The organism is Sphingorhabdus sp. SMR4y (assembly GCF_002218195.1).
Taxonomy (GTDB): Bacteria; Pseudomonadota; Alphaproteobacteria; order Sphingomonadales; family Sphingomonadaceae; genus Parasphingorhabdus.
Map to the genome: position 1 here is coordinate 2179413 of NZ_CP022336.1, position 13682 is coordinate 2193094.

The window sequence follows — 13682 nt, forward strand, 5'->3', positions numbered from 1 at the left end:
CAGAAGCAGACGAAGGAATATAGATATGCGTGATGGAGTTATTGAAGTCAGTCCCGGCCGTTTCCGGGAGACATTTGGTCGTTATTTCGAGGATTTTGAAGTCGGTCATATTTATGAACATCGCCCCGGCCGGACGATTACCGACACCGACAATGTGCATTTCACCTTGCTGACAATGAACACGCATCCGGCCCATTTCGATTACGAATTCGCCAAGAATACCGAGTTCAAGAAGCCACTGGTCTGCTCGCCGCTGACCGTTGCACTCATGGTCGGCATGAGCGTCTCGGACACCAGCCAGAAAGCGGTTGCCAATCTCGGCTGGGACAAGATCCGGCTCAGCCATCCGCTGTTTCCGGGCGATACGCTCTACGCAGAAAGCGAAGTTCTCGACAAGCGCGAGTCCTCCTCACGGCCTGAGCAGGGAATTGTGACGGTCAAGACGATCGGCAAGAATCAGGACGGCAAGATCGTGTGCACATTCGAACGTACCATGCTGATCTGGAAACGCGGCTTTGGCGGCGCGGACGACTAGAGAACGCAAGAAGGAAAGACGATTATGGCAGATGTCGCAAACATGAATCAGATCAGAACGATAGACCCCGATGACGAACGCGCCTTCATGGACGCGATCGAAAAATGGGTCGAGGGTGAAGTCAAGCCAGTGGTGATGGAACATGACCATGGCGATATCTGGCCCGAGAAACTGGTGGCGCAAATGGCCGAAATGGGCCTTTTCGGCGCCACTATCGGCGAGGAATATGGCGGACTCGGCCTGCCGGCCACCACCTATGCGAAGATCATCGCCTATGTCTCATCCTACTGGATGGCAATCACCGGCATCGTGAACTCTCATCTGATCATGTCTGCGGCCGTCGAACGCTTCGGCACCGAAGAGCAGAAGACGAAATGGCTGCCGAAATTTGCCAGCGGAGAGATTCGCGGCGGCCTGGCCTTGACCGAGCCCAATGCCGGGACTGACTTGCAGGCGATCCGGACGGTCGCGACTCGCGATGGCGACGATTATGTGATCAACGGCACCAAGACCTGGATATCCAACGGCATCAACGGCGAATGCTTTGCCTTGCTCGTCAAAACCGATCCCAAGGCCGATCCGCGCTACAAGGGCATGAGCCTTATGATCGCGCCGAAGGGCGAAGGTTTCACCGTCGGCAAAAAATTCGACAAGCTGGGTTATAAAGCCATCGACAGTGCCGAATTGATGTTCGACAATTACCGCATCCCTGCGGAGAACCTGATTGGTGGTGTGGAAGGCCAGGGTTTTTTCCAGGCCACTGGCGGTCTCGAACTCGGTCGGATCAACGTGGCGGCACGCGGCGTCGGACTGGCAGAGGGGGCACTACGGCTGGCCACCGAATATGCCCAGCTGCGCGAAACCATGGGCAAGCCGATTTGCGAACACCAGGCGATCCAGTTGAAACTCGGAGAGATGGTTACCCGGGCCCGCGCCGCACGGCTGCTGACGCTGGATGCTGCGAAAACCTATGATCGTGGTGAACGGTGCGACATGGAAGCTGGCATGGCGAAATATTTCGCCTCCGAAGCCGCCGTTCGAAATTCCGAAGAGGGCCTTCGCATCCATGGCGGCTATGGCTATTCGAAAGAATATGACATTGAACGCTATTATCGCGATTCTATCCTGATGTGTATCGGCGAGGGAACCAACGAAATGCAGCGGATGATTATCTCGAAACAATGGGTAGCAAGGAATCCGGCTTGATGGGATCACACCGCCGGAGACATTCTCGCTTGTATCAGCAATCTTCAGGAGCGTCCGGCGGATGCCGGAATGAAATTCAATCATGAGCGCAAAACAACCTCTCAAGGGATTTCGTGTCCTCTCGGCCGAACAATATGGCGCCGGTCCCTATGGCACGATGTTTCTCGCCCAGCTCGGAGCCGACGTCATCAAGATCGAACCGCCCAAGGGCGGCGACACGGCGCGGCACGTCGGACCGCATTGGTTGCGCGAGCAGGAAAGTCTCTATTTCCAGAGTTTCAATCTCAACAAACGTTCCTTGACCCTGGATCTCCGTAGCGACGAAGGCATAGCGATCCTGCACAAGCTGGTTCGGAATTCGCATGTCATGGCCAATAATTTGCGCGGCGATGTACCGGCGAAAATCGGTCTCGACTATGAATCGCTAAAAACGGTCAATCCGGCCATCGTATGCGCCCATGTTTCGGCTTATGGCCGTGATAACGAGCGGGCAAAATGGCCGGGCTATGATTATCTGATGCAGGCAGAGGCCGGATTCTGTGCGCTGACCGGAGAACCCGACGGCCCGCCGGTCCGCTTTGGCCTGTCGATGGTCGATTTCATGTCCGGCACGCAAATGGCGGTCGGCCTGCTCGCCGCCCTGCTCGATGCCCAGCGGTCGGGCGAAGGCTGCGATGTCGATGTCGACCTGCTTTCCGCCGCGGTCCACCAGACCAGCTATCCGGCGCTCTGGTATATGAACGAAGGTGATGTCACCAGCCGCGTGCCCCGCGGGGCCCACCCCTCGGCGACACCGAGCCAGATGTTCAAGGCCGCCGACGGCTGGATGTTCATAATGGCACAATTGCCAAAATTCTGGACGATATTGTGTGAACGTATCGGCCAGCAGGCCCTGATCACCGACCCGCGTTTTGATACGCCGGCCAATCGCCTGACCAACCGGACCGAGCTTTCGGCGTTGCTGGACGGGATTTTCTCGACCCGGCCGATCGCGCACTGGATGGAACTGCTGCAAGGAGAGATGCCGGTCTCGCCGGTGTATGAACTCGATCAGGCTCTGGACAATCCCTGGCTTGAAACGATCGGCATGCGGGACACGGTCAGCCATCCGGACAGACCGGAGATGGATGTTCTGTCCAGTCCGATCAAGCTGAACGGCGAGCGGCTGCCCAACAGGGCGGGGCCTCTTCTGGGAGCTGACAATGACAGCATATTGGGCGAGATCGGATATGATGCGGACGCCATTGCAGAGCTTCGCGCCGGCGGGGTGATCTGATCCGATGGGGAAATTATCCGGCATAAAAGTTGTTGATCTCTCGCTGTTCCTGCCGGGACCGATGCTGTCGATGATGATGGCAGATCACGGCGCGCAAGTGATCAAGGTCGAGCCACCGACCGGCGACCCGGCAAGAGAGATGGAACCGGTCGAGGCCGGCCAATCGGTCTGGTTCCGCAATCTCAATCGCGGCAAGCAGGCGCTGGCACTGGATCTCAAGTCGGAGGAAGGCCGCGAGCGACTATGGGCCTTGCTGGCCGAGGCCGATGTGATGATCGAGGGCTTTCGGCCCGGCGTGATGAAGCGGCTGGGTTTCGATTATGATGCGGTTGCCGCAAAAAATCCCCGAATCGTCTATTGCTCGATTTCCGCCTTTGGTCAGGAAGGCGAGATGGCGCATCATCCGGCCCATGATCTGGCGGTGCAGGCATTGTCGGGTTTCCTTTCGGTCAATGACGGACCAGACGGCATGCCGGTCGTACCGGGCGTGCCGTCGGCAGATATGGCAGCGGGTCTGAACGGATTGTCCGCAGTGCTGATGGCCTTGATCGGCCGGGAGCAAAGCGGCCGCGGCGATTATGTCGATATTGCCATGTATGATTCGATGTTGCCATGGTGCGCCCATATTGCGGGCAGCGCGATACAGGGCGGAAACGCACCAAGGTCACAGACGCAACGCTCTCTCGGCGGGGCTGCTTTCTACAATGTCTACAAGACGATCGATGACAAGCATGTCGTGCTCGGCGCCCGTGAAATCAAATTTGCGAAAGTGCTGCTCACCGCCCTCGACCGGCCTGATCTGCTGCCGCTCGCGGAAATGGAGGCCGGCGAGGCGCAAAGACCGCTGACCGACTTCCTCCGGGAGACATTCGCGACCAGAAGCCGCGATCAGTGGGTGGAGTGGTTTGCCGACAAGGACGTCGCATTCTCACCCGTGCTCGATTTCCGCGAAGCGCTGGATCAGGATTTCGTAAAGGACAAGGGGCTGCTGGTCGAAGCCGACGGCTGGCACCAGATCGGCCCGTCCTTCCGCTTCAAATCGGAAGAGCCATGGCAGGCTTCCGACGCACCGGAATTGCGCAAATGAAGGCTTCAGTCCACCTCGATATGCATGGCATAGGCAAAGCGTTCGCCGGGGTGGTAACTGGCCGAGATTTCAAACAGCCGGCCGTTCTCGTCAAAAAAGCAGCGCAGGATGCGCAGGATCGGATCACCTTCTTCAATCCCCAGATCGGCGGCAAATTTTTTCGTCGCCGCAATCGCCTGAATATCCTGGGTCACTCGGTTAACCGTGATCTGGGCATATTCTTCGATCTGGCCAAAGAGCGTGGCGCCATCGGGGTCAATCCGATCAACCGCATCGGCCAGATCAGGATTGATCCACGCAACGGTTACTGCAATCGGGCGCTTTCGTCCGGGCTTGAGCCTGTTGCCGTGATAGACAAACCATTTGCGTTTCGGGGCAATCCCGATCTGCTCGGCGATCTTGACCGGAATTTCCTGCGCCGGCAGACGTTCAAAACTGATGGTCGTATCGCGCGCATATTGCATGATCTCGCCGACATTGCTGAGCGGCTGATGCAGCGCACCCGCCCGTGCAGTCGCGGGCTGGACAATGGTACCCGATCCCCGCTTGCGGGAAATCAGGCCTTCGGACATGAGCTTGCGCAAAGCTTCGCGGACGGTGAACCTGCTGACGTCAAATTTCTTGCACAGCACCGATTCCGTGGGGAAGTCGCCCGGATCGGGATAATCGCCGCGCAGGACTTCTTCGCGCAGCTGGTCAGCCAGTTCCAGATAGCGCGGTTTCTTTTTCGCTGGAATTTCAGGTTTTTGTCCGGACATGAACTTATCTTAAGACGGGTCGCGAGATGACGCAAGAGAGCCTGACCGAGAAACTCGCAACCCATTTGATGCGGCCGGTGGATGAAGCCACAAGAAAACGGGCGCGACTGCATTTGCTTGACTGGCTGGGCTGCGTTGCAGGTGCGCGGCGGAGTGAGGTTGCCGAGTGTGTCATCTCGCAAGGGATAGAAACATATGCTCTCGCCACCGCGTCTTGGCTCGGGAATGTCATGGAGATGGATGACGTCCATCGTGCATCCATCTTGCACCCTGGACCAGTGATCTGGCCATGCATTCTGCACGATGACGCAGATGATTTCGACCATATGCTCGACGCCGCGATAATCGGATACGAAGCTGTTATTACGGTTGGGGAAACTTTCGACGACGCACATTACGGTTTTTACCACAACACCGCGACGGCTGGCGTTTTCGGGGCAACGGCAGCCTTTTGGCCATTCCCGGACGATGACCATGATCAGAAGCAGGCCGAAGACAATTTGCAAAAGCTCGTCTCCGCGTTCGGTCTGGCGGGAACCTCGAGTTCCGGACTTTGGCAAATGCGACACGAAGATAGCGACGCGAAACAGTGGCATATCGCCCGGGCCATCAAGACGGGTCTGGATGCTTCTGTTTTCGCGTTCAAGGGCATAAAGGGGCCGCGCTTCATATTGGAAGGACCACAAGGTCTCTACGCCGCCACCTGCAAAAATCCCAAGCCGATGACCTTCCCGGACCAGTGGCGAATTCACGAGGTCAGCTTCAAGCCCTGGGGTGCCTGTCGCCATGTCCATCCGGCAATTGATGCGGCGCTGGCGCTCAAGACGAAACTCGGTGCACTGGAGGGAGATATTCTGGTCGAGACCTATGCCGATGCAGTCGCCTTTTGCGATCGGCCGGATCCGCAGACGGTCCATGACGCCAAATTCTCGATCCAGCATGCGGTGGCCATCGTCGCCACAAGAGATGTGCCGCAGCTCGCCGATTTCGAACCGGAAGCCATAGCCGCGCTGGCCGATGCCCGGGGCCGGGTCACCGTGTCCGAAGCATCGGTTATCACCAGCCGCTATCCCGAACATTATGGCGCGCGGATTCATTGCGCCGGCGAGACGGTCGAGCTGGTCGATACGCGGGGCGATCCGGAACGGCCGCTGTCAAAAGACGGCATAGTCGAAAAGGCGCGCGCGCTGATCGCCTGGGGAGGATTACCCGAAGCGGAAGCGGACCGCGCGGTTGATCTGGCGCTCAACGGTAAGGACGCAGGAGCAATAAACCAGATGCTGACGGACTGGCTGTCATGAGCGCGACCGGGAAAATCATCGCCTTTGCGGCAGCCGACCATGGCTTGCCGGACTCCGCGAGAGCAGCAGCGCTCCATTTTCTGAGCGATACATTGGCCGGCGGCGCGGCCGGTGCTGCTTCCGATGAAGCACGCGCCATGCTCGGCGCCGTCATCGGTTGGGGGTCCGTCGGGGAATCGCGGCTGCTGGGATCAAGCGACCGTCTGCCCGCGCCTTCCGCCGCCTGGTTCAACGGCTTTGCCATCCACTGCCTCGAATGGGACGCGGTGCATGAACCTGCGGTGGTCCATGCTCTGTCGGTGGTGACCGCCGCCTTGATCGCATCGGCGGACCGACTGGACGGCTGTGACCGGGGTGATTTTCTGACCGCCCTTGCAGTAGGTGTCGACATTGCCAGCGGCCTCGGCATTGCCGCTACCGGAGCGATGCAATTCTTCCGGCCTGCTACCGCCGGAGTGATCGGCGCGGCGCTGGCCGTCGCGCGGCTGGAAAAGGTGGCAGCCGAACGGTTGCCGGACATTCTCGGACTCGCATATTCTCAGGCGGCCGGAACGATGCAGGCCCATGTCGAGGCTTCGGTCGCCTTGCCTTTGCAGATTGCCAACGCTTCGCGGGCGGCGATCACGGCAGTCGATCTGGCGCAGGCCGGAATGGACGGACCGCATGATGCACTGGAAGGCCCGTTCGGTTATTTCGCACTGTTCGAGCCCGGTGATCTGGCGCGCTATACCGACACTATCGGCAAAAGCTGGCTGATCGAAAATGTCAGCGTAAAGCCCTTTCCTTCCGGTCGGGCCAGCCATGGCATATTGGGAGCGCTGGATGCGTTGCTGCGCGATGGCGCGTTGGATGCATCCCGGGTTCGGGCCGTCGACGTCGCGGCACCACCGTTGATCCATCGCCTGGTCGGGCGCCCCTATAAGAGCGATATGACCCCCAGCTATGCGCGGCTCTGCCTGCCATTTCTGGTACCGCTGATGCTGCGCGACCGGATCATCGATCCCGGCTGCTTCACACCGGCAGAATTTGCCAACCCGGATCTGGTGAAGCTGGGTGAAAAAGTGATCGTGCGGATTGATGACAATCCCGATCACAACGCACTGGCACCGCAAAGCCTGACCATCCGACTGAACGATGGCAGCGAGATCGTGCGCACGATTACCGACAATCTGGGCAGCCCCGCATCACCCATGTCCGAAGCGCAAACCCGAACCAAGCGCGAACTGGCCCAACGCCTGGCCAGCGCCGGCTGCGACCCCCGAATCTTTGACGATCCTCTAGCCTATGTGACGGAGCCCCGATGACCTTTCCGACCTATTTTGAAGCTTTCGACGCCAAGCAGATGCTCGACCAATATCCGGTCGGCGATGATTTTGTCAGCCGCTACACAAGCATGTCCCGCGACGAACTGTATGCGATCCAGGACAGGCAATTCCGGAAACTGATGCGTCGCGGTTGGGAAATTCCCTTTTACCAGCGCCTGTGGGGCGCGCAGGGCATCGAGCCGGGCGATATTCAGGGCCTGGCCGACATCACGAAGCTGCCCGTCTATGACAAGTCCGACCTGATGGCCTCGGTCAACGACCATCCGCCCTATGGCGACTTTGACGGGCGCGGTGACGATCCCGTTATATTCCATACAACCAGCGGAACGACCGGACGCCCGCAGCCGCTGATGTTCGGCCCCAAGGGTCGGGAGGTGACCAATCTTCTGGTCGGGCGCATGTATCGCTGGATGGGGCTGGGTCGGGATGATGTGGTCCAGTCGGTCTACGGCCACGGCATGATCAACGGCGGCCATTATATCCGCGAAGCGGTGACCCATTTCACCAATTCCCTGTTCCTGAGCGCCGGAACCGGCATCGAGACGCGGTCGATCAACCAGGTCAATCTGATGGCGGATTTCGGCGTCACCTGCATGGTCGGCTTTGTCGATTATGTGCGCAAACTGGCAGATGTGGCAGAAGCGGAAAAGCTGTTCGACCGGATCAATCTGAAAATGATCATCGGCCATCTCGGCACCGAGGACCGGGCCTCGACCGAAGCCGCCTGGCATGGAGCAAAGGCCTATGACTGGTATGGTGTCGGCGACACCGGCAGCATCGCCGGCGAAGGTCCGGACCGCGACGGTCTTTATGTCTGGGAGGACGCCCAATATCTGGAACTGCTCGACATTGACGACGGCACGCCGGTCACACCGGGCGAGACCGGCGACATGGTCGTCACCTGCCTGTTCAAGGACGACATTGCGCCCTGCATCCGTTTCAACACGCATGATGTTACCGAGGAACGCACCGACACAAATTCGACCGGCATGGTGTTCAAGCGGATATCCGGGTTCAAGGGGCGCAGCGACAATATGGTGAAGCTGCGCGGGATCAACATTTTCCCCCATGCGGTCGGTTCGATCATCGAGAATCGCGACGATCTCACCGGCGAATATGTCTGCTATGTGACCCGCGATGAAAAGGGCCGGGACGAGATGAAAGTGGTGCTCGAAAGCCGCGGCGGGTCCGACCCGTCGCAGCTTTCCGAACTTCTGCGCAAGGGTATCGGCATCGATGTGGCCATCGAGCTCGTCGGCGTCGGCGGAACCGCGGCGGCGAGCCAGATCGACGTGCGGCAAAAGCCGATCCGGCTGATCGACGAGCGGGGGCTGTGAACTGACTGATGATCCGGTGGAATGATCTTGAGGCAGCCAATGCGAGATTGAACGCATTTGTCGATTTCGACGAAAGCGCGATATTCGGGTCCGGGCCGCTGGATGGCATGACCATCGGGATCAAGGCCAATATCGCGGTCAAGGGTCTGCCATGGACCGGCGGCATCGGCGGCTATCGGGACCGCATCGCGGCCAACGATGCCGATGCGGTGGCCAGGCTGCGAGCGGCAGGCGCAGCGATCATCGGCACGCTGAACATGGAAGAGGCTGCGCTGGGCGCAAAGACCGACAATCCTTTTTTCGGCGCGACGCAAAATCCGCACCGGATCGGCTTTTCGCCCGGCGGCTCGTCGGGCGGCAGCGCGGCGGCGGTTGCAGCCGGGCTGTGCGATCTGGCGCTGGGTACCGACACGATGGGATCCGTCCGAATTCCGGCGGCCTATTGCGGCATTTACGGTCTCAAGCCGACCCGCGGCGCGATCAGCCAGCAGGGACTGGAGATTGCCGAAGCGACACTTGACTGCATCGGTCCAATGGCGCGGTCATTGGAAGATTTGGAAGCATGTTCACGGATTCTGCTGGACATTCAAGTCCCGCAAGCCATTGATAATATTGTATTGTTGGAAAATCTTGGCGGTGTCGACTGTGAACCGGCCGTGTTGGAAAATCTGGCAAGGGCGAGCAGTTTTCTGGGCGCGACAGACGAATTTGCATTGCCTTATCCGCTCACCCGCGTCCGCTATGCCGGGTTCATATTGACCTCGCTCGCCTTGTCCGAAGCGCTCGGCGGATTGATCGAGACCAATCCGGATGGTGTTTCCGACAATCTCAAATTTCTTCTGACTTTCGGTCCGAAGCGCAGCGCATCCGACCTGGCCGAAGACCGCAAAATCCTGGCCGAGGTGAGCGAGGCGTTGCATGAAATCGTCGGGCAATATGGCGCAATCCTTTTGCCCACCGCGCCGCAGGCGGCATTCAGCCATGGCGACCAGGCCCCCGCCAATCAGGCGGATTTCACCTGTCTGGCCAATATAGCCGGTCTGCCGGCAATCACTATTCCGGCCGGCTGGAATAGCGACGGGCTGCCGGTAGCGGTGCAACTGGTCGGCGCGGCGGGCAATGAAGCGGGCCTGCTGCAGCTTGCTGCAAAATTGGACAAGAGCTTGTCCGCTTATCGTCAACCCTCCCCATTTTATCGACAATGAAGGAAAGAAACATGCGAATCGTGGTCATTTTCAACCTGAAGCCGGGCGTCAGTGCAGCCGACTATGAAAACTGGGCAAAGACCGCCGATATTCCGGGCGTGAACAAGCTCGGTTCGGTCGAGGGTTTCACGGTTCACAAGGCCACCGGCCTGTTCGGCTCGGACGAGGCTTCACCCTATCAATATATCGAAATACTCGACATCAAGGAGATGGACGGTTTCGTCGCCGATATCTCGACCGAGGAATTCCAGGCGATGGCCGCGCCGTTCCAGGAATTTGCCGACAATCCGCAATTCATTCTGACCGAGGATCTCTGATGTCCGGCCGCTATGCAGGAAAAACCGTTGTCGTTACCGGCTCCGGCAAACAGAAAGGGCTCGGGCAGGGCATATTGCAGCGTTTTGCCGATGAGGGCGCCCATTGCGTCGTGTCCGATCTGGCCATCGGCGAGGAGGAAGAGGCCGTCGCCGAGGAGCTGCGCGGACGCGGAGCCGAGGTGGCGACGATTGCCTGCGATGTCAGCGACGCGGCACAATGTCAGGCGCTGGTCGACCAGACGGTCGAGGCCTTTGGCGCGGTCGATATTTTCGTCAACAATGCCGGCATCGGTTTCATGATGAAGCCGCTGCTGGACGTCGATCCGGCAGACTGGGCGACGGTGATCGGGGTCAATCTGTCCGGTGCCTTCTACTGCACGCAGGCGGCGGCCAGGGCGATGGTCGCATCCGGCAAGGGCGGACGCATCATCAATATCGCCAGTCAGGCAGCGAAGACCGCTTTCCCGCATCTGCCCGCCTATGTCAGCTCGAAACACGGCATGATCGGCCTGACCAGAGCGAGCGCCGTCGAACTGGGCGCGCATGGCATCACCGTCAACGCGGTCTGTCCCAACCATGTGACAACCGGGCTGGGCGCGCAGCAGAACGAATATTTTTCCAAGCTTCTCGGGTTCGAGACCGTCGAGGCCTATATTGCCAATATGAGCACGAAGAATCCGATGGGACGCCCGGGCCTGGCGAGCGACACGGCCGCGGCCTGTGCCTGGCTGGCCAGTGATGATGCTTTTTATGTGACCGGCGAGGCGATCAACGTCTCCGGCGGGGAGGAAATGCACTGATGCAGGAAGAACGCATGGACTGGCCGGATGGCGCGAAAATGGCGCTGAGCATCGTCGTCAATGTCGAGGAAGGCAGCGAGATGACGGTCGCGCGCGGCGATCGCGGCATGGAGCCGGTGGATGAACTGGGCATCCATATCAAGTCGCCGATCCGCAACTATGGCAACGAGAGCAATTATCTCTACGGCATCAAGGCCGGGGCGCCGCGGATCGTGAAACTGCTCCGCGACTATGACATCATGGCGAGCTGGACGGTGGCGGCAATGAGCCTCGAAAACCATCCTGAGATCGCGCAGGCGATTGCCGACCTGGGCCATGAACCGGTCAGCCACGGCTATCGCTGGGTGCACCAGTTCAAGATGGACGAAGACAAGGAACGGGAGTTCATTCGCAAGGCTGTCAGCTCAATCGAGAAAACCGTCGGCGTGCGCCCCTATGGCTGGCTGTCACGCTATTTTCACACCGACAATACGCGGCGCCTGCTGATCGAGGAGGGCTTCGCCTATCATATGGATGACTATTCGGGCGACATTCCCTTCTGGGACAAGCAGACCGTGCCGGCCAAGCCGCTGGCCATCGTGCCCTATCAGCTCGACAGCAATGACATGAAAATGTGGACCGATCCGGCGATGACGCCGCAGCAATGGCTGGATTATGCCAAGCATAATTTCGACCAGATCTACCGCGAGGGCGAAGAAGGCCATCCCAAGATGATGTCGCTCGGCCTGCATCTGCGGATCATCGGGCGGCCCGGCCGCATCTGGGCATTCGAGGAATTTCTCAAGCATGTCCGCTCGAAAAAGGATGTCTGGGTGACCAGCCGGCACCAGATTGCCCGGCATCTGGCAAAGGTGGATCCGGCATGACCCTGCGGCTCGAGAAAGAGGGCAAGATCGCGCACCTGCTGATTGATCGTCCGGAGAAGCGCAATGCCTTCACGCAGCAGATGTGGGAATTGTTCCCGGACCTGCTCGCCGATGCGATGGCGGACGAATCCATCCGTCTTCTGGCCGTCCATGCCAGCAGCAGGGACAGCGCCTTTTGCGCTGGCGCAGATATCGGGGAATTCAGTACCGGGTCGAGCGACCCGGTCTGGCGCGCAAAAAATCAGGCTGCGATCGGCAAGGTCCAGCATGACCTGGCGCAGGCCCCGAAGCCAACCCTTGCGGTGATTGACGGAGATTGTATCGGTGGCGGTTGCGGCATCGCCCTGGCCTGCGATCTGCGCATCGCCGGTCCGGCGGCCCGATTTGGCATCACGCCGGCAAAACTCGGACTCGTCTATCCGCTGCACGACACGAAATTGCTGGTCGACGCAGTCGGGCCATCGCAGGCGAAACGGATATTGTTCACCGGCCAGATCCTGCCCGCCGAAGAGGCGCTGCGGATCGGACTGATTACCGTACTTGCCGATGATCCCTATGCCGAGGCCATGGCGACGGCCGAGACAATGGCGTCGGTGTCCTCGCACAGCCAGCGGATGAGCAAGCGTGTCATCCGGCGCATATTGGAAGGACAGGCCGACGATGATGCCGAATCGGAAGCGCTGTTCAACGCCGCGTTCGACAGCGATGATTTCAAGGAAGGCGTGAGCGCGTTTCTCGAAAAGAGAAAACCGGAGTTTTGATATGACCCACGATCTGCAACATGGCGCGATACTGGGCGGCGTGGCCGTTGTGCCCGATCTGCAAGCGGCGCTGCACGACTATCGCGATATCCTCGGCATGACGCTTGTCGAACAGGGGCCGTTGTCCGCCACTCTGGCGGACAGCTGGGGCTGCCCGAACAGCGCCGGCGCGCCCATGGCGATAGTGCAGCCGGCCAGCGGGGCCGATTGCCATATCCGGCTTGTCGAACAGCCCGGTCATCCCGGATTCAAACCGACAACCACCTACGGCTGGGCGGCCTTCGAACTGACCGTGCAGGACGTGTTCGGCTGGCCGGACCGTCTCGAGGGCAGCGGCTTTGATATTGTCGGGCCGCCGAAGGAACTGGCGGGACTGCCCTATTTTGTGCCGATGCAGGTGCTGGGGACCGGACAGGAGATGGTCTATCTCAACGAGGTCCGGGACAATACGCCCTCGTCCGATCTGCCGCAGGCTCAATGCCTGACCGATCATATTTTCATCGTCATTCTGGCGACCCCGGATCGGGCCGCGACCGTGCAATGGTATTGCGACAATCTCGATCTGACCGAGGGCGATACCTATACGCTTGCCTACAGCATGATAAACGACGCCTTCGGAAAGCCGGCAGACACATTGTCCGACCTGACGATGGTGCAGAAAGATCGATTGCCGATTGTCGAGGTCGACGACTATCCCGCCGAAGCAACAGCGCGCCTCCACCACGACGGCATGTTGCCACCGGGCAATGCGCTGGTGAGTCTGGCCGTCGATAATCTCGACAAGATTACGGTCGACTGGATCAGCCCGCCGCGCACCTCCACCGCTGCGCCCTATAACGGACGCCGTTCAGCCACGACCATCGGCCCCGCCGGCGAATTGCTGGAGCTGATCGAGATCGGCTAGCAGC

The 13682-nt window shown here is 59.5% G+C and carries 14 protein-coding genes; 13 read left to right on the forward strand and 1 reads right to left on the reverse strand.

What is annotated here, in order from left to right; all coding sequences use genetic code 11:
• Positions 1–25: 25 nt before the first annotated feature.
• From SPHFLASMR4Y_RS10450 to SPHFLASMR4Y_RS10465, 4 genes are all read left to right on the forward strand, one after another.
• Positions 26–535: a MaoC family dehydratase gene (locus tag SPHFLASMR4Y_RS10450; protein ID WP_089133485.1), complete on the forward strand. Its 510-nt coding sequence runs from the start codon at positions 26–28 to the stop codon at positions 533–535.
• A gap of 24 nt (positions 536–559) precedes the next feature.
• Positions 560–1741, forward strand: coding sequence for an acyl-CoA dehydrogenase family protein (locus tag SPHFLASMR4Y_RS10455; protein WP_089133486.1), 1182 nt, complete (start codon positions 560–562; stop codon positions 1739–1741).
• 82 nt (positions 1742–1823) lie between these two features.
• Entirely contained in the window at positions 1824–3017 is a 1194-nt protein-coding gene (locus tag SPHFLASMR4Y_RS10460) for a CaiB/BaiF CoA transferase family protein (RefSeq protein ID WP_089133487.1), read from the forward strand.
• A gap of 4 nt (positions 3018–3021) precedes the next feature.
• Positions 3022–4104: a CaiB/BaiF CoA transferase family protein gene (locus SPHFLASMR4Y_RS10465; protein WP_089133488.1), complete on the forward strand. Its 1083-nt coding sequence runs from the start codon at positions 3022–3024 to the stop codon at positions 4102–4104.
• Between the two features lie 5 nt (positions 4105–4109).
• On the opposite strand, the gene SPHFLASMR4Y_RS10470 is transcribed toward SPHFLASMR4Y_RS10465, so the two are convergent.
• Positions 4110–4862 (reverse strand): GntR family transcriptional regulator, encoded by a 753-nt coding sequence (locus SPHFLASMR4Y_RS10470; protein WP_089133489.1) that lies wholly within the window; start codon positions 4860–4862, stop codon positions 4110–4112.
• Positions 4863–4888: 26 nt separating this feature from the next.
• On the opposite strand from SPHFLASMR4Y_RS10470, the gene SPHFLASMR4Y_RS10475 reads away from it, so the two are divergent.
• From SPHFLASMR4Y_RS10475 to SPHFLASMR4Y_RS10515, 9 genes are read left to right on the forward strand one after another with little or no spacing between them, the layout of a single operon-like run.
• Positions 4889–6163, forward strand: a complete 1275-nt coding sequence (locus tag SPHFLASMR4Y_RS10475; RefSeq protein ID WP_089133490.1) for an MmgE/PrpD family protein — start codon at positions 4889–4891, stop codon at positions 6161–6163.
• A complete protein-coding gene (locus tag SPHFLASMR4Y_RS10480; protein WP_089133491.1) occupies positions 6160–7467 on the forward strand; it encodes an MmgE/PrpD family protein in 1308 nt (435 codons plus the stop codon). Before SPHFLASMR4Y_RS10475 ends, SPHFLASMR4Y_RS10480 begins: the two co-directional genes overlap by 4 nt.
• Positions 7464–8825 carry a phenylacetate--CoA ligase family protein gene (locus SPHFLASMR4Y_RS10485; RefSeq protein WP_089133492.1) on the forward strand — a complete coding sequence of 454 codons (1362 nt, stop codon included), beginning with the start codon at positions 7464–7466 and terminating at the stop codon, positions 8823–8825. Before SPHFLASMR4Y_RS10480 ends, SPHFLASMR4Y_RS10485 begins: the two co-directional genes overlap by 4 nt.
• Before the next feature lie 8 nt (positions 8826–8833).
• The gene (locus SPHFLASMR4Y_RS10490; RefSeq protein WP_089133493.1) at positions 8834–10030 is read left to right on the forward strand and encodes an amidase; all 1197 of its coding nucleotides are present in this window, start codon (positions 8834–8836) and stop codon (positions 10028–10030) included.
• A gap of 11 nt (positions 10031–10041) precedes the next feature.
• On the forward strand, positions 10042–10347 hold the full coding sequence (locus tag SPHFLASMR4Y_RS10495; RefSeq protein WP_089133494.1) for an REDY-like protein HapK: 306 nt from the start codon (positions 10042–10044) through the stop codon (positions 10345–10347).
• Positions 10347–11147, forward strand: coding sequence for an SDR family NAD(P)-dependent oxidoreductase (locus SPHFLASMR4Y_RS10500; protein WP_089133495.1), 801 nt, complete (start codon positions 10347–10349; stop codon positions 11145–11147). Before SPHFLASMR4Y_RS10495 ends, SPHFLASMR4Y_RS10500 begins: the two co-directional genes overlap by 1 nt.
• Entirely contained in the window at positions 11147–12013 is an 867-nt protein-coding gene (locus SPHFLASMR4Y_RS10505) for a polysaccharide deacetylase family protein (RefSeq protein WP_089133496.1), read from the forward strand. The genes SPHFLASMR4Y_RS10500 and SPHFLASMR4Y_RS10505 overlap by 1 nt, the downstream gene beginning before the upstream one ends.
• A complete protein-coding gene (locus SPHFLASMR4Y_RS10510; RefSeq protein WP_089133497.1) occupies positions 12010–12774 on the forward strand; it encodes an enoyl-CoA hydratase/isomerase family protein in 765 nt (254 codons plus the stop codon). The genes SPHFLASMR4Y_RS10505 and SPHFLASMR4Y_RS10510 overlap by 4 nt, the downstream gene beginning before the upstream one ends.
• A gap of 1 nt (position 12775) precedes the next feature.
• The gene (locus SPHFLASMR4Y_RS10515; protein WP_089133498.1) at positions 12776–13678 is read left to right on the forward strand and encodes a VOC family protein; all 903 of its coding nucleotides are present in this window, start codon (positions 12776–12778) and stop codon (positions 13676–13678) included.
• The last annotated feature ends 4 nt before the right edge of the window (positions 13679–13682 follow it).